This window comes from Haladaptatus sp. DJG-WS-42, from assembly GCF_037198285.1.
Lineage (GTDB): Archaea > Halobacteriota > Halobacteria > Halobacteriales > Halococcaceae > QDMS2.
In genome coordinates this window covers 398,268-418,918 of the sequence record NZ_CP147243.1, presented here as the reverse complement: position 1 = coordinate 418,918, position 20,651 = coordinate 398,268, and the positions used below count along the sequence as shown (strand labels likewise).

Sequence of the window (20,651 nt, the reverse complement as noted above, 5' to 3'; positions counted from 1 at the left end):
GTCTCCCGCGACATGGACGTAGAAGCCTTCTTCGAAGGGATGCCGTTTGCTGATTTTCTCGGCGTCGAGGTTACCGCTGCCGAAGACGGCCACGCCGAAGGCCACATCGAGATGCGCCAGGAACTCTCGTGGAATTCTGACAAACTTATGGCTCACGGCGGCGTGGCGTTCACGCTCGCAGACACGGTTGGCGGCGCGGCGCTTGTCTCGCTCGTCGACCAACCCGTCCCGACCATCGACATGCGCATCGACTACCTGAAAGCCGGAACCGGCGACCTCTACGCCGAAGCCAACGTGGTGCGCTGTGGCTCCTCTGTCGGCGTGGTAGACGTCATGGTTACGGACGAAAGCGAAAACGAAGTCGCGAGCGTTCGTGGCGTGTACAAAACGGGCTAAAACACCTGCGAGAACAGGCCGCGCTCGCCGCGGTGTAAGCGTTCTAAGAACGACGATTTACTGATGTCGAGCGCCGCCGCAACCGCCGACGCATCGACTTTTCGGGGAACTTCAAAATATCCCATCTCTACGGCCGTTCTGAGCGCTTCTTCTTGGGCAGGCGTGATGTCCCATTGCTGGGCAACGGTCGTCTCGTCGTCTGTGCCAAGTGGGTAGATGCGTTCTAATGTGACGCCAACGGCGTCTGCCCCGGCCTCCGCATTCCGTGCAGCCACCGTATCGAGGACGCCCTGGAGCACGTCACGGCCGACGACCGCGCCGGTGTGACGTTCGGTTCCGCGGTGGTATTGGAGCGACTCAACGAGCAGGCCCGCGTTCGTCAGATCGTGGACGACACACCGCTGTTTTGCGAGACACCGAAAGTTGAACCGGCCTTCCGTCTGGGACATGTGGAGGTAGCGCACCCGCTCGTCTGCGTCGAGAATCGGGGCGACGTCGTCGGTTGGCGCGCTGAATCGGAGCAGGACGTTCCCGTCTGCTCTGAGTTGGGGCGGGCGGGCGACGACCGTCGTCCCGGCCTCTTGGGAGGCATCTGCGAGTGGGCAGTTGTCCCCCGTCACGCGAAACTCCACGACGAGGCACTCGGCAATCATGCGGAGATATTGGCCGCCATAATATTTAAAGCCCTGTCATGAACGGGGTAACGAGTATCCGGTATCGTCTGTTATTATTTTCCATCATGGATCTCGATACCGTGTTCGAGCGAGCAGGTCCGCGGGCGTTCAGCCCGAAAGATGACCTGCCCCAAGAGTACCGCGAGGCGGCGACGCGGATGATTCAGTTCCACGCGAACTCGGAGATTATGGGCGCGTATTTAGAACGCCCGTTCATCCGCCAAGCGCCGAGCCTCGACCGCAAACTCGCCTTCAGTGCGAAGGTGCAAGACGAAATCGGTCACGGTCAACTGCTCTACCGCGCCGCAGAGTCCCTCGGCGTGAAAACGCGCGAGCAGATGCTTGACGAACTCGCCAACGGGAAGGGCAAGTTCCTGAACTGTTTCCACTACCCGATGGAACACTGGTGGGAAGTGCCGATGATTGGCTTTTTCGTTGACGGAGCCGCGATGCGCCGACAGGCGACGCTCAAGGACACGAGCTGGGAGCCGTACGCCCACGCGATGGACAAGATTTGCTTCGAGGAAGGCTTCCACATCAAACACGGCGAGCACATCCTCCGCGAACTCGGCACGGGGCCGAAAAAGCACCAAGAGTTGGTGCAGGAAGCGTTCGAGGAATGGTGGCCGCGCATCATCCAGTTCTTCGGCCCGACCAACGACAAGAGCGTCCACCACGACTTCGCGTCGAAGGTGGGCTTAAAACGTAAGTCGAACGACGAACTCAGAAACGAGTTCCTCACCGTCTACATCCCGAAAGCAGAGCGCTACGGCCTCGAAATCCCCGAATACCCGCGCATCAACTTCGACGAAGAGACGGGCAACTACGAAGTCGTAGAGGAAGACTTAGACTGGGACGAGTTCTTCCAGATTGCGAAAAACGAGTACGAACCCGGCCTCGGCCAAATCAACACCCGCAAGGCGGCCCAAGACGCCGTCGAATGGGTCACCGAATCGCTCGAAAACACCGGCCCAACCCCACAGGCGGCTGACTAACATGATTTGGGAAGTTTTCAGACAGGAAAAGCAGGGCGGCTACCACACCCACTGTGGCAACGTCCACGCGCCAGACCGCGACATGGCACTCATGTTCGCACAGGTCCAACACGCCCGCCGTCGCCCGACCCACAGCCTGTGGGTCGTCCCGAAAGACGAAATCGGTGAGGTTGACGCAGAGGAAGCCTCCTTTGGCGGCACGACGGACAAGCTGTACCGCTGGGCGATGACGTTCAACACGGACGCGAGTTTCGCAAAGGAAATCGAGGATTCGGAGAAGGAGCAAATCGAAGCCGAACGCCAGCGGAGGGAGCACTAATGGCGCTCTCCGAACTCCCCGGCCCGGCAGAGTTAGACGACACGCAGCAGCAGGCCGTCTCCGAGGTCATCTTCCGGATGGCTGACGACGAGTTCGTCCTCGCAGAGCGCTACACCGAGTGGCAGGTTCGCGCGCCGACACTCGAATCCGACCTCGCGATTGCGAATATCGCACAGGACGAGTACGGCCACGCCCGCCTCTGGTACGACCTCTTAGAAGATTTTGGCGTAGAAGAACCGGAACTCATCTGGGAGCGACCTCCGGGCGACTTCCGCCACTCGACGCTGGTCGAGCTGCCGATTATCGAAGGCGACTGGGCGGATTCCATCCTTCGTGGGTATCTGTTCGACACCTACGAGAAACTCCACCTCGAATCGATTCAGGGCTCTGCGTACCCACGGCTGCGTGACCGCGTCGAGAAGGTGCAGATGGAGGAACGCTACCACCTAGAACACGGCCAGAACTGGCTCGAACGTCTCTGTGACGACGAACCGGGTCGCGAGAAGGTCCAGCAGGCGTTCGACCGCCTGTTCCCCTACGCGCTCACGCTGTTCGAACCAAGCGAACACGAAGCCGACATCGTGGAACTCGGCATCCGCACCGAACCACTCGCCGACCTCCGCGCGCAGTGGCTCGAAATCACCTTGCCGTTCCTCTCGTCGCTCGGCCTCTCCGTGCCGGAAGCAGAAAGTGACCTGCTGGAATTGCCCGCGGAAACCGGTCGTCACGGCGACCACACCGCAGACTGGGAGCCACTCTACGAGGACTTCACGCACACCTACCGTACGCTCGGGCTGAGCACCCCGACGAAGCTGCTCAAGGACCCTGACGATGTCAAGTAACCCAACCGAAAACACTGCCACCCCGTGTTCGCACACCGACTACGTCCACGGTCCGGAACGCGAGGGACTGCCCGCAACCGGCGAGGGCACAACGGGTGTCGAACGCCGCGTCTGGGACACCCTTTACGCAATCGAAGACCCGGAGATGCCGGTCAGCATCGTTGACTTGGGGCTCATCTACGGCGTCACCGTCGAAGACGGCCACGCTGACGTGAAGATGACGCTCACTTACACCGGGTGTCCGGCCCGCGAGATGCTCACGACGGACATCGAAGACGCTGTCGCCGCCGTGGAGGGCGTCGAGAGCATGGACCTCGACCTCGTCTGGAGTCCGCCGTGGACGGTCGAGATGGTCACCGAACCGGGGAAGGAGGCCCTGCGCGAGTTCGGGCTGTCCATCTAACCCATGCGATTTAACGACCCGAGCGTTACGACGTCCGAGGACGAGTCCCCCGCCGTTTGCCCGTACTGCGGCTCTGACGACACGGTGCGCGACCACCCGAAGGGGCCGGGGCTCTGCCGGTCGATGCACTACTGCAACGGCTGTGACCAGCCGTTCGAGAAGTTCGGGTAGACGACTACCAGAGCGCGCCTTTTAACCACATCCCACTCGCTACCGACAGGTATGACTGAAAACGGATGGTTCGTCGGCCTCGCACCCGACGACACCGCCGCGGCCGTCGCGCGGATTATCGAGGGGGCAGCCGACGCGCCTGCCGACTGGCCCACCGCGGCCGTCTCTGCCGGGTTTGCTGCTGATGAGGACGCATATTACGACCAACTCCACGCGGCAACCGTCGAGGCGGCCCGTCGGGAAGTCGTCGAGAAAGAGCGGGCGACCGACAAGCAGTTGATTCACGCCGTCCGGGCGATGGACGACGCCCGGCGGATGGCAAACGAACTCGCAGAGCGCGTCGCGGAGTGGGCCGGGAGCCGGTTTGCCGACGCCGGTACGGGTGTGGACTACGCCCGCGACCTCGCAGACCGTGAACCGGAGGATGCTGCGGACGAACAACTCATCTCGCTTGCGTCGCGGTGTGCAGACCTCGACGACGAAGCCGACGCGCTCAAGCGCTTCGTCGAGGAGACGACGCCGCTCATTGCCCCCAACCTCTCGAATCTGGCAGAGCCGGTGCTTGCCGCCCGACTCATCGCCCTCGCCGGTGGGCTCGACACGCTCGCAAAGAAGCCGAGCGGGACGGTGCAGGTGCTCGGCGCAGAAGACGCCCTGTTCGCGCACTTGAAGGGCCAAGCCTCCTCGCCGAAACACGGCATCATCTTCATGCACCCGGCGATTCGTCACACCCGCCGGGAGGATAGAGGGTCTGCGTCCCGTGCGCTCGCTGGGAAGCTCTCGATTGCGGCGCGTATCGACCACTACGCGGGCGACCTGCGCCCCGAGTTAAAGAACGAACTGGACGAACGCATTGCGACCATCCAAGCACGAGGTGACAACTGATGTTGCCAGACGGTGTTTCCCGGCGCACATTCGACGGACAAGAGCGGCTTGCGACGCAAGGGCAGGCGGTGTACGGCGAACCAGTGAGCGAAGGCTGGCGGTTGTGGGACGCAAACCGTTCGAAGCTCGGTGCGATGCTCGAAACGGAGATGGACGTTGGCCTATCTGGCGGCGAGAAAGTGCTCTATCTCGGCGCGGCGAGCGGGACGACCGTGAGCCACGTCGCCGACTTCTCGGGGCCGACCTACGCCGTGGAGTTTGCGCCACGCCCGGTCCGCGACCTCGTGGGCGTCGCTCGCGACCGCGAGAACCTGTTTCCGTTGCTCAAAGACGCCCGAAAACCAGAAACCTACGCCCACGTCGTCGAATCGAATCTCGACGTCCTCATTCAGGACGTGGCGACCCGCGGGCAGGCGACGGTCGCACTTCGAAACAAGCAGTTCCTCGCTGACGACGGGCGGGCGCTCATCGCCATCAAAGCGCGGAGCGAGGACGTGACGCGCGACCCCGGCGGCGTGTTCGATGACGTCCTCGCGGAGTTGGCAGAGGGCTACGATATCGTGGAGACGGCGCGGCTCAAACCATTCCACGAAGACCATCTCGGTGTCGTTGCGACCCCACGCTGAGGCAGAAACCGCAACCCGAAACCCGCTCCCGAACTGGTTCGGGATTCTCGCTATTTGTTCTGCAGGCGTTCTGTACGGTGAGGAATCGTTCCATGCAAACCTCTCGACGCTCAGTCCTGAAATCGCTCGCCCTTGTCGGAACCACAGCCACTCTCGGTAGCGCTGCCTTCGCCGGAACCGCCGCCGCAGAACGCACGCAGTGGGCGCTCGTCCGTGTCGCCCACGCATCGCCCGACGCACCAAACGTCGATGTGTACGTAAACGAGCAGCGTGTCCTCGCTGACGTGCCCTTCAAAGCCGTCAGTGACTACCTCCCCCTCCCGGTCGGGACGTACACGGTGAAAATCACGGCTGCCGGTGACGAAGATACGGTGGCGTTCAACGGCGACGTGACGGTCGAACGGAACGTCTACACCATCGCCGCAATCGGTGAACTCACAGAAGGGACGTTCCGCCCACTCGTCCTCGTCGATACCCTGCGCCGTGTTCGCGGGAAGAACGCCCGGATTCGCGTGGTTCACGCCTCGCCTGACGCACCTGCCGTCGACGTGACGGTGGTAGACGGTGCGGTCACCCTCTTCGACGGGCCTGCGTTCGGCGATGTAGCCGAGTACATCGAGGTTCCAGCCGGAAGCTACGATGTGCAAATACGCGGAGATACTGCCGGAAACGACGGCCCTGTCGTCGGGACGTTCCCCGTGACGCTCGACCGTGGCGACATCTACACCGTGTTCGCGATGGGGTACCTGACGCCGGACGACGAACCGGCAGCCAATCCGTTTGACCTCGTGGTGGCCGTCGACCGCGACGCGCGCCGCCCACGTCGTCGCCCGGCTCGCCGGTGGCTCCGTCGGTATCAGAGCGACAGGAAGGACGATGACGACCGAGATGATAAGGAACGCGACGACCACGACGAAGACGACGACTGAACGAACCCCTGCCCACGTTACCAGCGCGTAACCACGGTGGCGAAAGCCAGAACTGTTTAAGTTACGGCGGCCCTATCCCGGATAACGATGGATACGGGCTCTGCCGAGAATTTCACGCAGACCGGGACGCTCGGAATCGAAGAGGAGTTTTTCGTCATCGATGACGCAGGCCGTCCGACCTCGGGCACTGACGAACTCGTCTACGAGTCTACGCCACCTGAGCTTCTCCAAAACCGCATCGACCACGAACTGTTTAAGTGCACTATCGAGACACAGACGCCGATAATCGAACGCCTCTCTGACGCCCGCGAGAATCTGCTTGCTATCCGCGAGGCACTCACCAGCCACGCAGAGACCCACGGCTTCGGCATCGCGGCTGCGGGCCTCCACCCGGCGGCGAAATGGCGCGAACTCGAACACGCAGAAAAATCACGCTACAAAGCGCAACTCGACCGCATCCAGTACCCACAACACCGTAACACGACGGCGGGGTTGCACGTCCACGTCGGCGTTGACGACGCGGACAAAGCCGTCTGGATTGCAAACGAGATTCGCTGGCATCTCCCGGTCATGCTCGCGCTCTCTGCGAACTCGCCGTTTTGGAACGGCTTCGACACGGGACTTTCGTCTGCCCGGGCAAAGATTTTCGAAAACCTTCCGAACACGGGGATGCCGACCGACTTCGAGGACTACGAGGACTTCCTCAGCTTCGAGCACATGATGGTGAATCAAGGGTCGATAAACGACCGCGGCGAACTCTGGTACGACGTGCGCCCGCACACGGCCTACGGCACGCTCGAAGTGCGGACGCCTGACGGGCAGCGAGACCCAGACCGCGTGCTCGCCTTCGTCGAGTACACGGCGGCGCTGGTCGAAGACTTGGGCGAACGCTACGACGACGGCGAAGCCGGGTTCAGACACCGTCGCGAACTCCTCGATGAGAACAAGTGGCGGGCGCTTCGCTACGGCCACGACGCCTCCTTCATCGACAAAGACCGGCAGGGGACGAGCACGCTCGGCGAGATTGTAGATAGAGAGTGCGACCGCCTCGACATCGCAGGCATCAAAGAGCTGTACGACGGCGAAAGCGGCGCAGACTTCCAGCGCAGAGTGCTCGCAGAAGAGGGGATGGACGCCCTGTGTAACGCGCTTCGGCTGTAGCCAAGGTTTTTACCCGGCAATCGCTTTTGTCCCGCGTAAGAGGACGTATGGCTGCTGATAACTCACCAGATAGTTCAAAGGAGGGTGAGGCCGACCAGGATTCTGCGTCGGCCGGTGGTCGGAGGCGGCCACGAGAGAAACTCGAACAACACCGGGCACGGCTCGAAGACGAAGCTGACCGCGCCGTAGACCAGTTCGATGAGCGCATCGTCGAGCTCCTCTCGTGGGTGCTCGATACGGAAACCCGGGCGCGCATTTACGTACATCTTCGCCAACGCCCGTGGGGCACGAGCGACGAGATTGCAGAGGGAACTGGCCTCTATCCGAGCACGGTTCGCGAAGCACTCGCAGAACTCCACGCCGAAGGCATTTTAGACCGCAGAAAGCGCAAGAACTCCGGGGCCGGAAACAACCCCTACGAGTACACGGCCATGCCCCCGAGCGACCTCGTCACCACGCTCGCAGAGCAGGTGCAGGACGAACTCAACACGGTGTTCAACCTCGATTGCTACCTCGGGAAGCGCGACTTGACCACGGCAACAGAGCCCGTCACCATCACCGTCGAGGAAGCAGACGACGAGTGACATACATTGAGTCGAAGCCACTAAGCCAGCGGCGGCCGATGAGTGCACTATGAAAGTCGCGCTGGGCGGGACGTTCGATCCGGTTCACGATGGGCACCGGAAGCTGCTCAAACGAGCCTTCGAACTGGGTGACGTGACTGTTGGCCTCACGAGCGACGCGCTTGCACCACAAACGCGCAAGGAAGACCGGTACGTACGGCCCTACGAGGAGCGCAAAGCCGACCTCGAAGCCGAGTTGCGACGCTTCGCCACAGAGTACGACCGCGAGTGGGAAATCCGCACGCTCGAAGAGCCAACCGGCATCGCCACCGAACCCCAGTTCGACGTGCTCATCGTCTCCACCGAAACCCAGCGCGGGGGCGAACTCGTCAACGAAATCCGCGAAGAACGCGGCCTCGACCCACTCAGAATCGAAGTCGTCGACCGCGTCTACGCGACAGACGAGGACGTGATTTCGAGTACACGCATCGTTCGCGGCGAAATCGACCAGCACGGCAACCTGACCCCAGAACGCGACGGCCGACCCGCAGAGCGCGAACAGTAAGCTACCAGCCCGGCGGCCTGAGTCCCGCTTCTTCTAACAACGACTTCCACCGCTGTTGAATCGTGAGCCGTGCGACCCCGACGGCGTCTGCCACGTCGCCCTGTGAGCGTTCGTCGCCCGCGATGAGCGCACCTGCATAGAGACTCGCCGCGATGACCGCAGGCTTCGAGCGGTCTTTTTCCGGAACCGTCGAGAGAAAAAGGTCTTTGGCACGCGAGCGCGCCTCCGTCCCGAGCGAGAGCCGGTCTGCGGCCTGTTCGAGTTTGGCCAGCCACGCCTCGTTTTCGACTTGGTCGCGGGCTCGATACACGCAGCAGGCTTGGCCGCCATCGGTGATAAGCCCTCGCCACCGGAGAGCGACAGGTATTTTGTTGAATGCGGGAAATCACGAGACGCGCGTGGGTAGCCAAGCCAGGAAACGGCGCAGCGCTTAGGACGCTGTCCTGTAGAGGTCCGCCGGTTCAAATCCGGTCCCACGCATTTTCTGTCGCGAGCAAACTGGCGAGCGACGAAACTCGAACGGAACGATTTGAGTCCTGCAAGTCGCAGCCCGCGCTGGGCCGCAGGCCCGAGCAGGAACGTCTCGCTCCGGTTCAAATTGGGTTCCAGGTACTTCTCGCAACCCTCGCTCTGTTGGGGAAAAGTTGCTCGTAAACTGAGTAGGTAGGGGGAATTGACAGATAGTTGGCGATAGGCAACTCTCTTCACTTACGATGAAGATCAATTGAATATGGTTTCAAGCGTCGCTTTTGCTGTCGGAGGAACGCTACTAGGCTCGCTTGTCGGCGGAGCGTTTGGGCTTTATCAAACCAAACTCCAACAAGATAGCGAAGATCGTCGCCGCCGTGCAGAGTTATACACAGAACATAAGGTTGAAATACTATATTCTTTACACGATCGGATGGCAGAAGCACATTCTATCTTAATGGCTTATGTCCCTCACAGAGATCTGTATAGGGAAATCCAAACTTCTGGTATCACACAAGAGCAAGCTTCTAAGGTAAATGAATTAACTCGCGAAATTCGCGGGTTAATTATCAAATCACAATTATATCTGACAGACCCTCAGCAGAAAAAAGAATTGATGCTGGCATTAATGGGGATGAATCATGCTTTAGCACGGGTTGGTGGAAAACATCTTACTGACGATAGTGAAATTGAAAAATTTCTGCACCAAGCAGAACAGGACTCAAAGCATATTGATGAAGAAGTTGACTTATCCAATTATTATGAGGTGTACTATAATGCAGTGGACATCTTAAAAGAAGAACTTCAAGAACCTGTGGGACAATTTGAACAATAGTTAATTTCTTTTTGATAGTCAATTGGTACAGTGTGAGATACCAAATTCACTCTTTCCGTCTCCCGCCGTCCGTAATTCGCTCCGTCTCGACCTCCGCGATTGGCTCTGCCTGATTCGTTTTTGAAAATCGGAGGTGTTCTTTGCCGGTTCCATCGACCGCGCGGGCCGGGGCGCGGCTTCGTTGGAGTGCAGTACCGATGCGGATGCCCGCGACGCCGAGGAAAAAGGGGACGAGAACCCACCAGAACAGGGTTTGCAGCCCGGCGAAATACCAGACGAGGGCTGCGATTGGGATGAGGGCTACGAGCGCGACTCGCAGTCCCCACCAGGGCGTTGCTGTGTGGGTTGTTCGCATTGCCCGGTAATAGGCGGTCGCAGGGTTAAGTGTTCGGTCACACGCAAAATCGCGGGATTTGGGTGAGGTGCTGACACGACGTGGCCGTGGCGGTCGACTGTGCGAGTGGGCTGTGTGTTCGTTTCACGGCACGGAGTGCTAACTGTAATGCAGGTTGTGTCGCGAAATCGCATCCGGGCGCCACAAACCTTTTTGTCGGCTTCACGAGTTGATAGAACTAATGAGTGAAATCCACGACCTCCTTGGGCCGATTGTGTCCGATGTTGATGCAATCTTGCTGTTCTCCCCAAGCGCGTCGTACTACGGGCGGTTCGCAGAGGTTGATGACATTGAGGTCGTGGTCATTTCCCCCGAAAACACCGTCTCAGCGCCCGATTTTGTGGAACTTCCGCTTGAGTTCGATGACGTTGCCGCACGCATTCGCTACGGCATCGAGGGCGCCATCGAAAACGACCTCATCGACGACGGCGATGACCTCCTCTGTGCGACGAAGATGTTCGACGAGGACATCGACTCGCTCACGCGGGTTCGGGCGAGCGAATTCACCCACACGGGCATCTACGACCTCTTCATGAACTCGCGGGCGGAACCGGCGGTCATCCGCGACGTCCTCGAAGTCGCCATCGAACTCGGGAAGAAAGGCCAGAAGGGCAAGCCAGTGGGCGCGCTGTTCGTCGTTGGCGACGCGGGAAAGGTCATGAACAAATCCCGTCCGCTCTCGTACAACCCGTTCGAGAAATCGCACGTCCACGTCGGCGACCCTATCGTGAACGTCATGCTCAAAGAGTTCTCCCGGCTCGACGGTGCGTTCGTCATCTCCGATGCGGGCAAAATCGTCTCTGCCTACCGCTATCTCGAACCGTCTGCGGAGGGCGTTGACATCCCCAAAGGGCTTGGGGCGCGCCACATGGCGGCGGCGGCGACCACCCGCGACACCAACGCCATCTGCATCGTGTTGAGCGAGAGCGACGGGCTGGTTCGGGCGTTCAAAGGCGGCGAACTCATCTTAGAACTCGACCCTGAGGAGTACTGAGCCATGGTGGAGATCATCTCGCAACTCGAACAGTTGCTCACCGACGAGTTTCGCTTCTTCGTCGCGCTGCTCGTCCTGATTGGCGGGTTGGTGCTTGGGTACGTGGTGAGCCGTGGCTTGCGCCGGGTGCTCGTCTCGTCTGGCGTACCAGAAGCGGTCGAAGGGACACCGTTCGAGCGAACCGCTCGCGGCCTCGGAACGTCCACGGTTTCCTTACTCGCGCAGCTCACCGCGCTGTTCATCGCCCTGCTCGCGGCGTTGCTCGCGCTTCGCATCGCGGGGCTGAGCACGGAGTTCTTTTTCGGGCAACTCACGGCGTTCATGCCGCGGCTGTTCGTCGCCGCGCTCGCCATCATTCTTGGGCTCATCATCTCGGATAAGGCAGAACTCGTCGTGAGCGAGCGGCTTCGGAGCATCAAACTCCCCGAAGTGAACATCATCCCGAAAATCGTTCGCTATAGCATCATCTACATCGCTGTCCTCATCGCACTCGGTCAGATTGGTGTGGCGACGGGCGCGCTGCTCATTTTGCTCGGTGTGTACGTGTTCGGCGTCGTGTTCCTCGGCGGGCTTGCCTTCCGCGACCTGCTCACGTCGAGTGCGGCGGGCATCTACCTCCTGCTTAACCAGCCCTACGGCATCGGCGACGAGATTGCGATTGGCGAGCGTCGGGGCATCGTCCAAGAAGTAGACGTGTTCGTCACGCACATCGAAAGCGACGGTGAAGAGTACATCATCCCGAACGCCCACGTCTTCGACTCGGGTATCGTTCGGATTCGAACCTAGCTGTCGTCTGCGTCCATTTCTGTTGCCGGGACACCCGCAACCGTCACCCCGGCAGGCACGTCGCGCGTCACGAGCGAGTTCGCCGCTACCTGCGCGCCGTCGCCGATGGTCACGCCCGGCAGGACGATTGCGCCCGCGCCAATCATCGCGCGTTTGCCGATGTGTACCTCGCCGGTTCGGTACTCGTGTTGGAGAAATTCGTGACAGAGAATCGTCGCGTTGTAGCCAATGATTGCGTGGTCATCGACCGTAATCAGGTCGGGCCAGAACACGTCCGGCGTCGATTCGAGGCCCCACGAGACGCCCGTCCCGATGGTCACGCCAATCGCCCGCAAGAGCAGATTTTTGAGCCGCAGGCTCGGCGAGATGCGAGCGAGGACGATGAAGGTGTAGTTGAGCATCACCCGAAGCGGATTGCGGGCGCTCGTCCAGTGGCGAAGCGAGTTTTGCGTCCCCGGCGTTGGGTGGCGCGTGATACGGTCGTGGCGCGAGGTGGGGGCGTCGTCAGTCACGCAGAACAGTTCGCCCGTGAGGGATTTGAACCTACTCCCACGCGCTCGATTCGGCTTCGACGATGCGGACGCCTTTCGCCGCGAGATGGCGCATGCGCTGGCGGGCGAAATCTTCCTCCGCAGTTCCGCGTGTCGCCAGCACGTACATCCGGGAGTTGCCCATCGGTCGCATGGTTCGTCCAGCACGCTGTGCGCCCTGCCGCCGCGACCCGCCGAGGCCGGAGGCGGCGATGGCCACCGACGCTTCGGGCAGGTCGATTCCCTCGTCGCCAATCCGCGAGACGATGAGCGCGTCACGCGGGCCGGTATTGAACTGTGAGAACAGCCGTCTGCGCTCTGCGTGCGGGGTTTCGCCGCTCACGAACGGGATGTTGAGTTCTTCGCTCAACTGCTTGCCTTGGTCTAAGTACTCGACAAAGATGAGCGCCTTCTCGCCGGGGTGTTCGCCGAGAATCGCCCGCACTTCCGCAACCTTCGCCGGGTTAGAGGCGGCAATCATGCGCTTTTCGTGGCCATCGGCGCTGCCGTACTCGTTCACGCCGAGGTCGTCCACGAACGGCACGTAGCGGATTTCCACCTCCGGTTCTGCGACGTAGCCCGCCTCGAACAGCGCCCCCCAGTCGGTGCCGATTGGCGGCCCGATGAGCGTGAAAATCTCCTGTTGCTTGTCGTCTTCGCGGATGGGCGTCGCAGAGAGGCCGAGGCGGTGTCGCGTCTGTAAATCTGCACTCCGGCGGTGGATTGGACTCGGGATGTGGTGGACTTCGTCATAAACGATAAGCCCCCAGCGTCGTTCGTCGAATAGCATTCGGTGGCGGTCCATCCCCGCCGTCTGATAGGTGGCGATGGTGACGGGTCTGATTTCTTTCTTTCCGCCGTGATACTCGCCGACTTGGTCCGGTTCTAAGGTGGTGTGGAGCAGGATTTCGTCGCGCCACTGGGCGGCGAGTTCCCGACCCGGAACGAGAATCAGCGTCTCGCCGCCGACGGCGGCCATCACGCCAAGCGCAGCGACGGTTTTCCCGCTTCCCGGTGGCCCGACGAGCACGCCGGATTTGGCTTCGAGAAAGCGCGTCACCCAGGTTTGCTGGTAGTCGCGCAATTGCAGGTGCAGGTCGTGGGGCAGGGCGGCACCCTCCTCTAAGGTGCGTTCGTCCTGTACGGGATAACCCGCCTCGTAGAGGGTGCGTTTGACTGAGGCGGTCGCTTCGCTCGCAACCCACGCCTCCTCGTCAGAGATGCGGGCGCGAATCTCCCCGTTCGTGAGTTTCGGGAGGGCGACGTTGCCGAGTAAGTCTGCGCTGCCTGCTTCGAGGACGACGTAGCCGTCTTCGTGGGTGTAGAGGCGGAACTTCCGGGCCCGCTCCCACTGGCTTTCGACCCACTCTTCGAGATGGGGCGAGCGCTCGCCAAACGCTTGGCGCATCGTGCGCAAGAGGTCGTCTAAACTGTCGTAGGGGGCCTGCCAGATGTCCTCTTCGCGGAGTTTGTACACGTAGCCGCCGGTTCGGTTGGTTTCGACGAGGTGGGCGAACTGCGTGAGCTGGGCGCGGGTGAACTGCGAGGGATGGTCTACGACCACCTCACGGCGTTTCGGGAACAGGACGACACGCTCGCGGTTCGTCGTCTCCTTCCAATCGCGGGGATACCAGACGACCGGGTCAGTTTCCACGTCGAGCGATTCGACGCGGCCATCTCCGGTGAGCGCGGCGAGGGCGTCGCTGGCCTCGGCTTGGGAGGTGTTCAGCCACCGGGCGACTTCGCTCGCGGTGACGATGGGGCGGCCCCGGTCTTCGAGTACGTCGTAGAACTCGTCTATATCGAGGGCGTCGGGCGTCTCGTCTGCTGTGGTTTCGGACGCATGTTCGGGTTCAGGGGGGTCTTCGGGTACCTCTGAATCAGTCACTGGAGTCGTGTAGGCGGCGTGGCGCTAAAAGGAACCGCGTTTACGGAGAACGGTGTGTTTGTTGGGTTACCAAGACCGCACGAATCACGAGCCACGGTGAATGCTTGCACGCCAACCCTTCCCCGGGTCGCGCGACGAGACGCGCTTCCCGGCCCGTGTGCTGTGGCGGGTTGGACTACCTGCGGAGTTCTTCCATGTGGTCGATTCTTCGTTGTACTAAGTCTGCCTTCCCGATGTCATGACGGATGTGGAGGCCGTCTTCGCCAGCGACGGCGAGCGCATCCTCGGCGATTTCTTCGGCCTCAGCAATCGTATCCGCGACGCCGACGAGCGCGAACGAACGCGACGTGGTCGTGTAGATGCCGTCGTCGCGCTCGTCTACGCTTGCGTAGTAGAGCAGGGCGTCTCCGGCGCTCTCTTCGTCAACCTCGACTTTGGTTCCCGCCGTCGGATTCTCGGGGTAGCCGTCGGGAACTGCGTATTTGCACACCGTTGCCTGTGCGGCGAAGGCGAGTTCCGGCAGGTCCTCGCCGTCGCGGGCGGCGGTGAGAATGTCCACGAACTTGGTTTCGAGGACGGGCAGGGTGTTCATCGCCTCGGGGTCGCCAAACCGGGCGTTGAACTCGATGACTTTCGGCCCTTCCGTCGTGAGCATGAACTGGCCGTAGAGGATGCCCTTGTACCCATCCAGTGCGGACACCGTCGCGTCGAGAATATCGAGCGCCGCGTCGTAGTCGCCCTCTGTCATGAACGGAAGTGCCCACGTTGCGTCCGAGTAGCTCCCCATGCCGCCGGTGTTCGGCCCCTCGTCGCCCTCGTAAGCGCGCTTGTGGTCTTGGACGGCGGGCGTGGCGCGGAACTCGCCGTTCGCCACGAACGCTTGCACCGTGAACTCCTCGCCGATGAGGCGCTCTTCCAAAACAATGCGGTCGTAGTCGTTCTCGCGGATGTACTCCTTTGCGCCCTCCGCATCGACTTGGTCGCCCATGACGACGACGCCTTTGCCGCCGGTGAGGCCAGCCGGTTTCACCACGAGGTCGCCGTCGTAGTCGTCGATAAACGCACAGGCTTCCTCGTCGTCGTCAAACGTCTCGAAGTCGGGACAGCCGGGAATGCCTGCATCGCGCATGAACCGGCGCTGGAACGCTTTGTCCGTCTCGATGCGTGCTTCCTCGGCGTGCGGGCCGAAAGCGTAGATGCCCGCCTCATCAAGCGCGTCTGCGACGCCCGCCGCGAGCGGAGCCTCGGGACCGACAACGGCGACAGTCGCGCCAACCTCCTCAGCGTAGGCGACGATAGCCTCCGGGTCGGTCTCAGAGAGCGACTCGAACCCGTCTGCGAGGCGCGCGATGCCGGGATTGCGGTTGCTCGCACAGGCGTACAGATTCACGTCGGGCGCGAGGGCGCGGGCGATGGCGTGTTCGCGGCCGCCGCCACCGACCAGCAGGATAGTCTCGGTCATATCCGAATACCCTGCGCATAGGAGTGTAAAGGTTGCTCTTCAGGACACGAAAACTATCCACGAACGTGTATTATCTTCCCGTCCGATTCACCGAGAGGACGTAGAGGACGGCGGTGACGACACCCGTGTACTGAAGCGTCCCCGCGAGCGTGGAGCCAAGGCCACGAAGCGGTGGGATAATCGAGAACAGTTCCCCGACGATGAGTGCGGCAAAATAGCCGACGAAGATGATGGCGGCGATGTATTTGGCGTGTGTGAGAAGCCAACTGACGTTTGGTTGTGCATTCCGGCGCATACGTATCCAAAACGCTTCAGAGAGATAACTGTATCAGATTTCAGAACAGTCACCACAAACTACTCACGGCCAGTAACTGAACTGGATTGTATGTCTCGTGACACGTTCATCTCGTGGAAGTGGTTCGCGCTCTTCTTGCTGGTTCCGGGACTGGCGCTCGTCGCCATCGTTTTCTTTCCGATAACGCTCGCCGTCCTGTTCTGGCTCTACTATCGCGGGAAAGCGCAGGCAAGCGGGGAACACCATACTGAAACCGCGTAGCTAATTTCGTACCCTTTCCACAGTGAATCGCACCTAACTTCGACCTTTTACGTGTCCGGAGTCAGTACGTCAGATATGGACGACCCCACCGGACGCAATCGGTTGTCGGAAGAGGAAAGCCCGTATCTCCGACAGCACGCGGACAACCCCGTGAACTGGCAGCCGTGGGACGACGACGCCCTTTCCGCCGCCCGCGAGCGCGACGTGCCCATCTTCCTCTCGATTGGCTACTCGGCGTGTCACTGGTGTCACGTCATGGAAGAAGAGAGCTTCGAGGACGAGCAGGTGGCCGAGTTGATGAACGAGCAGTTCGTGCCCATCAAAGTTGACCGCGAGGAGCGACCGGACTTAGACCGCATCTACCAGACCATCGGGCAGCTCGTGACCGCCCACGGCGGGTGGCCGCTTTCTGTCTGGCTCACCCCGCAGGGCAAACCGTTCTACGTGGGAACCTACTTCCCGAAAGAGCCGCGCGGCCAGATGCCGGGCTTTCTCGACTTGCTCGACAACATCTCTCATTCGTGGGAACACGACCGCGAAGAAATGGAGAACCGAGCGACCCAGTGGACGGCGGCGCTCACCGACGAACTCGAATCCGTCCCCGACCAACCCGGCGAGGCTCCCGGCTCCGACCACCTCGAATCGGCCGCGAACGCCGCGCTCCGGGGTGCCGACCGCGAGTACGGCGGCTTCGGCAGCAGCGGCCCGAAGTTCCCCCAAACCACGCGCCTCGACTTGCTGTTTCGCGCCGCAGAGCGCACCGGCCGCGACGCCTACCGTGAAGTCGCACTCGAAAATCTGGATGCGATGATTTCGGGTGGGCTGTACGACCACGCTGGCGGCGGTTTCCACCGTTACGTCGTCGACCAGACGTGGACGGTTCCCCACTTCGAGAAGATGCTCTACGACAACGCCGAGATTTCCCGCGCCCTCCTTGCTGGCTATCAGGTGACCGGCAACGAGCGCTACGCCGACGTCGTACGCGAGACGTTCGAATTCGTTTCGCGCGAACTCACCCACGACGAGGGTGGCTTTTTCAGCACGTTAGACGCCCAAAGCGAGGGCGAGGAAGGCAAGTTCTACGTCTGGACGCGCGCGCAGGTCAGAGACGCCGTTTCAGACGAGCAAGCGGCGAACATTTTCATCGACCGCTTTGGCGTCACGAAGCGCGGCAACTTCGAGGGAACGACCGTCCTCGGCCTCGCAAAGAGCATCGAAGCTATCGCAGAAAAGTACGACCTGAGCGAAGCCGAAGTCGAAGAACAAATCGACCTCGCCCGCGAGCAAGTGTTCGAAGCCCGTTCCGAGCGCGTCCGTCCGGCACGCGACGAGAAGGTGCTCGCAAGCTGGAACGGGATGATGATTTCCGCGTTCGCAGAGGGTGGCTTCATCCTCGAAGACCAGTACACGGACACCGCAGAACGCGCTCTCGCGTTCGTCCGTCGCCATCTGTGGGACGAGGAAACCCAGACTCTTTCTCGTCGGTACAAAGACGGCGACGTGAAAGGCGATGGCTATCTCGAAGATTACGCCTTCCTCGGACGCGGTGCGGTTTCCCTCTATCAGGCAACGGGCGATGTGGCGCATCTCGCATTCGCCCTGCAACTGGCTCGCGCCATCGACCGTGAGTTCTGGGACGACGAGCGCGGCACGCTCTATTTCACCCCCGAATCCGGCGAAGCCCTCGTCACCCGGCCACAGGAACTCGGCGACCAGTCAACGCCATCGAGTGTGGGCGTCGCCCTCGACCTGTTCCAGTCGCTTGCGCACTTCGCCCCTGCGGAGAACTTTGCCGAGAAGGCAGAGCGCGTCGTCGAAACTCATTCTGCGAAGATTCAGGCGAATCCGCTCCAGTACGGCACGCTCGCGCTCGCCGCAGACCGTCTCGCGACGGGCGACCTTGAAGTGACCGTCGTGGCGGATGTGCTTCCAGAAACGTGGCGTGAGCACATTGCTGGCACGTACGTTCCGAGTCTGCTGCTCTCGCGTCGCCCCGCAACGGAGACTGCTTTGGAGGCGTGGTTGGGCGAATTAAGCCTCGAAGAAGTGCCGCCAATCTGGGCAGAGCGCACCCAGAAAGCGGAAAAACCGACCGTCTACGTCTGTCGGTCGTTCACTTGCTCGCCGCCGCAGACGGACATCGAAGAAGCGCTTTCGTGGGCAGAACAGCTTCGACCGGATACCTAACGCCCCCATGGAGTTTTGTTGGTTCGACCTAACGTGTCACCAATGACGTTTGTCGTGCCGTTTGACGGCTCGAAGCTTGCAGAGGCCGCATTGATTCGAGCAGCGGAGTTTGGGAAGGTTTTGAACGAGCGCGTCGTTGCGGTGAGCATCATCCCGCAGGATGATTTCTCGTACGCCAACACACACGGGTGGGTTGAGCCAGGCGAGGAGTTCGACGTAGAGACGATAGTCTCTCAACTGCACAAACAGGTCACCAAGATTGCGCCGAGTGCGGATTTCCGCCACGAGACCGTTGGCCGCTTTGCCACGTCGGGGACGATTGCGCTTGCCCTGCGCCGCATTGCGAAAAACGAGAAGGCGTCGATGGTGTTCATCGGGAGCGAAAACGCCGGACGACTCGTCTCAAGTCTGACGAGCGTTGGGAGCATGGTCTCTGCAGACCAACTGTATGATGTTGTGATCGTGAGAACGCGGGAGCCGTCAAAAGTCGAGCGACACAGAGAGAAATCGAACTTCTATCAGGTGGATTAAAGCGTCTCTTGCAGGCGGTCTGCGAGGTAGACGGCCGCAGGCTGTGGTTCTCGTTCGACGAAGCGGGCAATTTCTTCGCCATCGCGTTCGATGACGATGGTTGGAATGTACTCGATGCCGTACTCCTCGGTGAGCTCGCCGTTTTTGTCGTTATCGACTGGGTACTCGTGGATGTTCTCCTCGGGGACGCCCGCGGCGTCCATCGCAGCGGCGAAGTCGGGGAGTTGATTGCGGCAGTCGCCACACCAATCGCCGCCCCAGACGCGAATCGTGAGTTCGTCGCCGAGCGCAGCGAACGTCTCGACGGTCGAGGGATAGGACTCTGCGTCCCAGACGGGATTCGGTGACATCGTTTCCATGGGCCCGGCTACGAAGTGGATTCACTTAACAAACGCGCTCAGTGCAAATTCAGGCGAACTCGTCGTGCAAGGGAAGCGATTCGAGGTGGAACTGGGTGAGCTCTGCGACTGCCTTACTGCGGTCTGAGTAGTCTTGGGCGAGCATGTACGCCTCTGACGCGCCTTCGCCGTCTGCGACGGGCACGTACCGGACGGTGGTTCCCATCTCATCGACGGTGAGCAACAGGTAGCCTTGTGGAAACGAGGAGAGGGCGGGGCAGATGAGTTCGTTGATGCGCGCAGTCTGTGCGACTGCGGGAATGTGGAGGTGGCCGGAGAGCGTGAGCGACACGTCGTGGGCTTCGAGCACGTCGACGAGCGGGTCGTACTCAAGCATCGGGAACGACGAGCGCCACGAGACGCCGCCGGTCAGGTCGAGCATCCCAGGGAGGTTGTGGTGCATCACCACGAGCGGGCAAATCGCTTCATCGAGTACCTCATCGAGCCACGCAAGCTGCGTGGCTGAAATCTGTCCCTGGTGGGTGTCAGAAAGCGACTCGTTCGGGCCAGAAGCAGAGTCAAGGCCAATCACATCTACGCCACCGATGCGCGTCCGGAAGGGGAGGCCACCGGGCGTGAACGTCTCCTCGAACCAGTCGAGGGTGGCAACGTCGTGTTGGTCGAAGTCCTTTGGCACGTCGTGGTTCCCGGGGACGGCGACGGCGGGCGCGTCGATGTCTGCGAACAGCGCTGCGACGCGCTCGAAATCCCCTATCTCACCATCTTCGGTCAGGTCGCCAGTGAACACGACGCCGTCTACGTCGCGGGCGTTGATGTCCACAATGGCGGTTTGCAGGCGTTGTTCGGTGCGATGATACACCTTCCAACTCCCGGACTCACGAGTCGAGAGGTGGACGTCAGATATAATCGCAAGCGTGGTCTGTGTGTCGGTACGTGGACGGGCGAAACGGGCGAACAGCGGGCCTGCGTCGTCGAGGGTGTGGGCGGGCGGCTGCCGACTGGTGTGCTGGGGGAGTTCCCGGCTGGTCATGCGGCTTGCCCGTGAGTTAGATGCGGGGAGAATAAGCGTTCCTATCGTGTCGATTGATAGCACAAGTCTTCCTCTGAATCGATGATACCTGTGGCGCCCTTG

Annotated in this window: 27 protein-coding genes and 1 tRNA gene; 19 read left to right on the top strand and 9 right to left on the bottom strand. The window is 61.0% G+C overall.

What is annotated here, in order from left to right:
* The first annotated feature begins 12 nt into the window (after nucleotides 1-12).
* Nucleotides 13-396, top strand: coding sequence for a PaaI family thioesterase (locus V5N47_RS02260; protein ID WP_338729231.1), 384 nt, complete (start codon nucleotides 13-15; stop codon nucleotides 394-396).
* Here the strand turns inward: V5N47_RS02260 and V5N47_RS02255 are convergent.
* Nucleotides 393-1,049, bottom strand: coding sequence for a helix-turn-helix domain-containing protein (locus V5N47_RS02255; protein ID WP_338729230.1), 657 nt, complete (start codon nucleotides 1,047-1,049; stop codon nucleotides 393-395). The two genes, V5N47_RS02260 and V5N47_RS02255, sit on opposite strands and share 4 nt — an antisense overlap.
* Before the next feature lie 86 nt (nucleotides 1,050-1,135).
* Here V5N47_RS02255 and paaA point away from each other — a divergent pair, with 86 nt between their 5' ends.
* The 11 genes from paaA to V5N47_RS02200 all read left to right on the top strand — a co-directional run bounded on the left by paaA (nucleotide 1,136) and on the right by V5N47_RS02200 (nucleotide 8,529).
* On the top strand, nucleotides 1,136-2,065 hold the full coding sequence (gene paaA, locus V5N47_RS02250; protein WP_338729229.1) for a 1,2-phenylacetyl-CoA epoxidase subunit PaaA: 930 nt from the start codon (nucleotides 1,136-1,138) through the stop codon (nucleotides 2,063-2,065).
* 1 nt (nucleotide 2,066) lies between these two features.
* On the top strand, nucleotides 2,067-2,384 hold the full coding sequence (gene paaB, locus V5N47_RS02245; RefSeq protein ID WP_338729227.1) for a 1,2-phenylacetyl-CoA epoxidase subunit PaaB: 318 nt from the start codon (nucleotides 2,067-2,069) through the stop codon (nucleotides 2,382-2,384).
* Nucleotides 2,384-3,226, top strand: a complete 843-nt coding sequence (gene paaC / locus V5N47_RS02240) for a 1,2-phenylacetyl-CoA epoxidase subunit PaaC (RefSeq protein WP_338729226.1) — start codon at nucleotides 2,384-2,386, stop codon at nucleotides 3,224-3,226. The genes paaB and paaC overlap by 1 nt, the downstream gene beginning before the upstream one ends.
* A complete protein-coding gene (gene paaD, locus V5N47_RS02235) occupies nucleotides 3,216-3,629 on the top strand; it encodes a 1,2-phenylacetyl-CoA epoxidase subunit PaaD (RefSeq protein ID WP_338729225.1) in 414 nt (137 codons plus the stop codon). The genes paaC and paaD overlap by 11 nt, the downstream gene beginning before the upstream one ends.
* 3 nt (nucleotides 3,630-3,632) lie before the next feature.
* A complete protein-coding gene (gene paaE, locus V5N47_RS02230; RefSeq protein ID WP_338729224.1) occupies nucleotides 3,633-3,800 on the top strand; it encodes a 1,2-phenylacetyl-CoA epoxidase subunit PaaE in 168 nt (55 codons plus the stop codon).
* A gap of 51 nt (nucleotides 3,801-3,851) precedes the next feature.
* A complete protein-coding gene (locus V5N47_RS02225; RefSeq protein WP_338729223.1) occupies nucleotides 3,852-4,685 on the top strand; it encodes an NOP5/NOP56 family protein in 834 nt (277 codons plus the stop codon).
* The gene (locus V5N47_RS02220; RefSeq protein WP_338730328.1) at nucleotides 4,682-5,311 is read left to right on the top strand and encodes a fibrillarin-like rRNA/tRNA 2'-O-methyltransferase; all 630 of its coding nucleotides are present in this window, start codon (nucleotides 4,682-4,684) and stop codon (nucleotides 5,309-5,311) included. Before V5N47_RS02225 ends, V5N47_RS02220 begins: the two co-directional genes overlap by 4 nt.
* Before the next feature lie 92 nt (nucleotides 5,312-5,403).
* Nucleotides 5,404-6,240 carry a DUF4397 domain-containing protein gene (locus V5N47_RS02215; RefSeq protein WP_338729222.1) on the top strand — a complete coding sequence of 279 codons (837 nt, stop codon included), beginning with the start codon at nucleotides 5,404-5,406 and terminating at the stop codon, nucleotides 6,238-6,240.
* 87 nt (nucleotides 6,241-6,327) lie between these two features.
* Nucleotides 6,328-7,401 (top strand): glutamate--cysteine ligase, encoded by a 1,074-nt coding sequence (locus V5N47_RS02210; protein ID WP_338729220.1) that lies wholly within the window; start codon nucleotides 6,328-6,330, stop codon nucleotides 7,399-7,401.
* Between the two features lie 47 nt (nucleotides 7,402-7,448).
* The gene (locus V5N47_RS02205) at nucleotides 7,449-7,985 is read left to right on the top strand and encodes a winged helix-turn-helix domain-containing protein (protein WP_338729219.1); all 537 of its coding nucleotides are present in this window, start codon (nucleotides 7,449-7,451) and stop codon (nucleotides 7,983-7,985) included.
* A gap of 49 nt (nucleotides 7,986-8,034) precedes the next feature.
* On the top strand, nucleotides 8,035-8,529 hold the full coding sequence (locus V5N47_RS02200; RefSeq protein WP_338729218.1) for a phosphopantetheine adenylyltransferase: 495 nt from the start codon (nucleotides 8,035-8,037) through the stop codon (nucleotides 8,527-8,529).
* 1 nt (nucleotide 8,530) lies between these two features.
* Here the strand turns inward: V5N47_RS02200 and V5N47_RS02195 are convergent, their stop codons facing one another.
* The gene (locus tag V5N47_RS02195; RefSeq protein ID WP_338729217.1) at nucleotides 8,531-8,839 is read right to left on the bottom strand and encodes a transcription initiation factor IIB family protein; all 309 of its coding nucleotides are present in this window, start codon (nucleotides 8,837-8,839) and stop codon (nucleotides 8,531-8,533) included.
* An 86-nt stretch (nucleotides 8,840-8,925) separates the two neighbouring features.
* On the opposite strand from V5N47_RS02195, the gene V5N47_RS02190 reads away from it, so the two are divergent.
* Together V5N47_RS02190 and V5N47_RS02185 are read left to right on the top strand one after the other, a co-directional pair.
* A tRNA-Leu gene (locus tag V5N47_RS02190) sits at nucleotides 8,926-9,009 on the top strand.
* Between the two features lie 250 nt (nucleotides 9,010-9,259).
* Nucleotides 9,260-9,832, top strand: a complete 573-nt coding sequence (locus V5N47_RS02185) for a hypothetical protein (protein ID WP_338729216.1) — start codon at nucleotides 9,260-9,262, stop codon at nucleotides 9,830-9,832.
* 46 nt (nucleotides 9,833-9,878) lie between these two features.
* Here the strand turns inward: V5N47_RS02185 and V5N47_RS02180 are convergent, their stop codons facing one another.
* The gene (locus V5N47_RS02180) at nucleotides 9,879-10,187 is read right to left on the bottom strand and encodes a hypothetical protein (RefSeq protein ID WP_338729215.1); all 309 of its coding nucleotides are present in this window, start codon (nucleotides 10,185-10,187) and stop codon (nucleotides 9,879-9,881) included.
* A gap of 220 nt (nucleotides 10,188-10,407) precedes the next feature.
* Here V5N47_RS02180 and dacZ point away from each other — a divergent pair, with 220 nt between their 5' ends.
* Both dacZ and V5N47_RS02170 read left to right on the top strand, forming a co-directional pair.
* Complete coding sequence (dacZ, locus tag V5N47_RS02175) at nucleotides 10,408-11,220, top strand: diadenylate cyclase DacZ (RefSeq protein ID WP_338729214.1); 813 nt, start codon at nucleotides 10,408-10,410, stop codon at nucleotides 11,218-11,220.
* A 3-nt stretch (nucleotides 11,221-11,223) separates the two neighbouring features.
* Nucleotides 11,224-12,006 carry a mechanosensitive ion channel domain-containing protein gene (locus tag V5N47_RS02170; protein ID WP_338729212.1) on the top strand — a complete coding sequence of 261 codons (783 nt, stop codon included), beginning with the start codon at nucleotides 11,224-11,226 and terminating at the stop codon, nucleotides 12,004-12,006.
* Here the strand turns inward: V5N47_RS02170 and V5N47_RS02165 are convergent.
* The 4 genes from V5N47_RS02165 to V5N47_RS02150 all read right to left on the bottom strand — a co-directional run bounded on the left by V5N47_RS02165 (nucleotide 12,003) and on the right by V5N47_RS02150 (nucleotide 16,181).
* The gene (locus tag V5N47_RS02165) at nucleotides 12,003-12,518 is read right to left on the bottom strand and encodes an acyltransferase (RefSeq protein WP_338729210.1); all 516 of its coding nucleotides are present in this window, start codon (nucleotides 12,516-12,518) and stop codon (nucleotides 12,003-12,005) included. The genes V5N47_RS02170 and V5N47_RS02165 overlap by 4 nt on opposite strands.
* Before the next feature lie 31 nt (nucleotides 12,519-12,549).
* Nucleotides 12,550-14,337: a DEAD/DEAH box helicase gene (locus V5N47_RS02160; RefSeq protein ID WP_338730327.1), complete on the bottom strand. Its 1,788-nt coding sequence runs from the start codon at nucleotides 14,335-14,337 to the stop codon at nucleotides 12,550-12,552.
* Between the two features lie 262 nt (nucleotides 14,338-14,599).
* Nucleotides 14,600-15,886, bottom strand: a complete 1,287-nt coding sequence (gene purD, locus V5N47_RS02155; RefSeq protein WP_338729209.1) for a phosphoribosylamine--glycine ligase — start codon at nucleotides 15,884-15,886, stop codon at nucleotides 14,600-14,602.
* A 70-nt stretch (nucleotides 15,887-15,956) separates the two neighbouring features.
* Nucleotides 15,957-16,181, bottom strand: a complete 225-nt coding sequence (locus V5N47_RS02150) for a hypothetical protein (protein WP_338729208.1) — start codon at nucleotides 16,179-16,181, stop codon at nucleotides 15,957-15,959.
* A 90-nt stretch (nucleotides 16,182-16,271) separates the two neighbouring features.
* On the opposite strand from V5N47_RS02150, the gene V5N47_RS02145 reads away from it, so the two are divergent.
* The 3 genes from V5N47_RS02145 to V5N47_RS02135 all read left to right on the top strand — a co-directional run bounded on the left by V5N47_RS02145 (nucleotide 16,272) and on the right by V5N47_RS02135 (nucleotide 19,160).
* A complete protein-coding gene (locus V5N47_RS02145) occupies nucleotides 16,272-16,442 on the top strand; it encodes a hypothetical protein (RefSeq protein ID WP_338729207.1) in 171 nt (56 codons plus the stop codon).
* A gap of 75 nt (nucleotides 16,443-16,517) precedes the next feature.
* Nucleotides 16,518-18,629, top strand: coding sequence for a thioredoxin domain-containing protein (locus tag V5N47_RS02140; protein WP_338729206.1), 2,112 nt, complete (start codon nucleotides 16,518-16,520; stop codon nucleotides 18,627-18,629).
* A gap of 42 nt (nucleotides 18,630-18,671) precedes the next feature.
* Nucleotides 18,672-19,160 carry a universal stress protein gene (locus V5N47_RS02135; protein WP_338729205.1) on the top strand — a complete coding sequence of 163 codons (489 nt, stop codon included), beginning with the start codon at nucleotides 18,672-18,674 and terminating at the stop codon, nucleotides 19,158-19,160.
* On the opposite strand, the gene V5N47_RS02130 is transcribed toward V5N47_RS02135, so the two are convergent.
* Together V5N47_RS02130 and V5N47_RS02125 are read right to left on the bottom strand one after the other, a co-directional pair.
* Nucleotides 19,157-19,519, bottom strand: a complete 363-nt coding sequence (locus V5N47_RS02130) for a thioredoxin family protein (protein ID WP_338729204.1) — start codon at nucleotides 19,517-19,519, stop codon at nucleotides 19,157-19,159. The two genes, V5N47_RS02135 and V5N47_RS02130, sit on opposite strands and share 4 nt — an antisense overlap.
* A 49-nt stretch (nucleotides 19,520-19,568) precedes the next feature.
* Nucleotides 19,569-20,549, bottom strand: coding sequence for a metallophosphoesterase (locus V5N47_RS02125; RefSeq protein WP_338729203.1), 981 nt, complete (start codon nucleotides 20,547-20,549; stop codon nucleotides 19,569-19,571).
* Nucleotides 20,550-20,651: the final 102 nt, after the last annotated feature.

Excerpts from the sequence above, each read along its gene's own strand:
- V5N47_RS02225 (WP_338729223.1), top strand. The coding sequence starts at position 3,852 with ATGACTGAAAACGGATGGTTCGTCGGCCTCGCACCCGACGACACCGCC.
- V5N47_RS02150 (WP_338729208.1), bottom strand. The coding sequence starts at position 16,181 with ATGCGCCGGAATGCACAACCAAACGTCAGTTGGCTTCTCACACACGCC.
- V5N47_RS02185 (WP_338729216.1), top strand. The coding sequence starts at position 9,260 with ATGGTTTCAAGCGTCGCTTTTGCTGTCGGAGGAACGCTACTAGGCTCG.
- V5N47_RS02200 (WP_338729218.1), top strand. The coding sequence starts at position 8,035 with ATGAAAGTCGCGCTGGGCGGGACGTTCGATCCGGTTCACGATGGGCAC.
- paaB (WP_338729227.1), top strand. The coding sequence starts at position 2,067 with ATGATTTGGGAAGTTTTCAGACAGGAAAAGCAGGGCGGCTACCACACC.
- paaC (WP_338729226.1), top strand. The coding sequence starts at position 2,384 with ATGGCGCTCTCCGAACTCCCCGGCCCGGCAGAGTTAGACGACACGCAG.
- V5N47_RS02210 (WP_338729220.1), top strand. The coding sequence starts at position 6,328 with ATGGATACGGGCTCTGCCGAGAATTTCACGCAGACCGGGACGCTCGGA.
- dacZ (WP_338729214.1), top strand. The coding sequence starts at position 10,408 with ATGAGTGAAATCCACGACCTCCTTGGGCCGATTGTGTCCGATGTTGAT.
- V5N47_RS02255 (WP_338729230.1), bottom strand. The coding sequence starts at position 1,049 with ATGATTGCCGAGTGCCTCGTCGTGGAGTTTCGCGTGACGGGGGACAAC.
- V5N47_RS02125 (WP_338729203.1), bottom strand. The coding sequence starts at position 20,549 with ATGACCAGCCGGGAACTCCCCCAGCACACCAGTCGGCAGCCGCCCGCC.
- V5N47_RS02170 (WP_338729212.1), top strand. The coding sequence starts at position 11,224 with ATGGTGGAGATCATCTCGCAACTCGAACAGTTGCTCACCGACGAGTTT.
- V5N47_RS02140 (WP_338729206.1), top strand. The coding sequence starts at position 16,518 with ATGGACGACCCCACCGGACGCAATCGGTTGTCGGAAGAGGAAAGCCCG.
- V5N47_RS02130 (WP_338729204.1), bottom strand. The coding sequence starts at position 19,519 with ATGGAAACGATGTCACCGAATCCCGTCTGGGACGCAGAGTCCTATCCC.
- V5N47_RS02205 (WP_338729219.1), top strand. The coding sequence starts at position 7,449 with ATGGCTGCTGATAACTCACCAGATAGTTCAAAGGAGGGTGAGGCCGAC.
- V5N47_RS02135 (WP_338729205.1), top strand. The coding sequence starts at position 18,672 with ATGACGTTTGTCGTGCCGTTTGACGGCTCGAAGCTTGCAGAGGCCGCA.
- paaD (WP_338729225.1), top strand. The coding sequence starts at position 3,216 with ATGTCAAGTAACCCAACCGAAAACACTGCCACCCCGTGTTCGCACACC.
- V5N47_RS02145 (WP_338729207.1), top strand. The coding sequence starts at position 16,272 with ATGTCTCGTGACACGTTCATCTCGTGGAAGTGGTTCGCGCTCTTCTTG.
- paaE (WP_338729224.1), top strand. The coding sequence starts at position 3,633 with ATGCGATTTAACGACCCGAGCGTTACGACGTCCGAGGACGAGTCCCCC.
- purD (WP_338729209.1), bottom strand. The coding sequence starts at position 15,886 with ATGACCGAGACTATCCTGCTGGTCGGTGGCGGCGGCCGCGAACACGCC.
- V5N47_RS02260 (WP_338729231.1), top strand. The coding sequence starts at position 13 with ATGGACGTAGAAGCCTTCTTCGAAGGGATGCCGTTTGCTGATTTTCTC.
- V5N47_RS02215 (WP_338729222.1), top strand. The coding sequence starts at position 5,404 with ATGCAAACCTCTCGACGCTCAGTCCTGAAATCGCTCGCCCTTGTCGGA.
- paaA (WP_338729229.1), top strand. The coding sequence starts at position 1,136 with ATGGATCTCGATACCGTGTTCGAGCGAGCAGGTCCGCGGGCGTTCAGC.
- V5N47_RS02180 (WP_338729215.1), bottom strand. The coding sequence starts at position 10,187 with ATGCGAACAACCCACACAGCAACGCCCTGGTGGGGACTGCGAGTCGCG.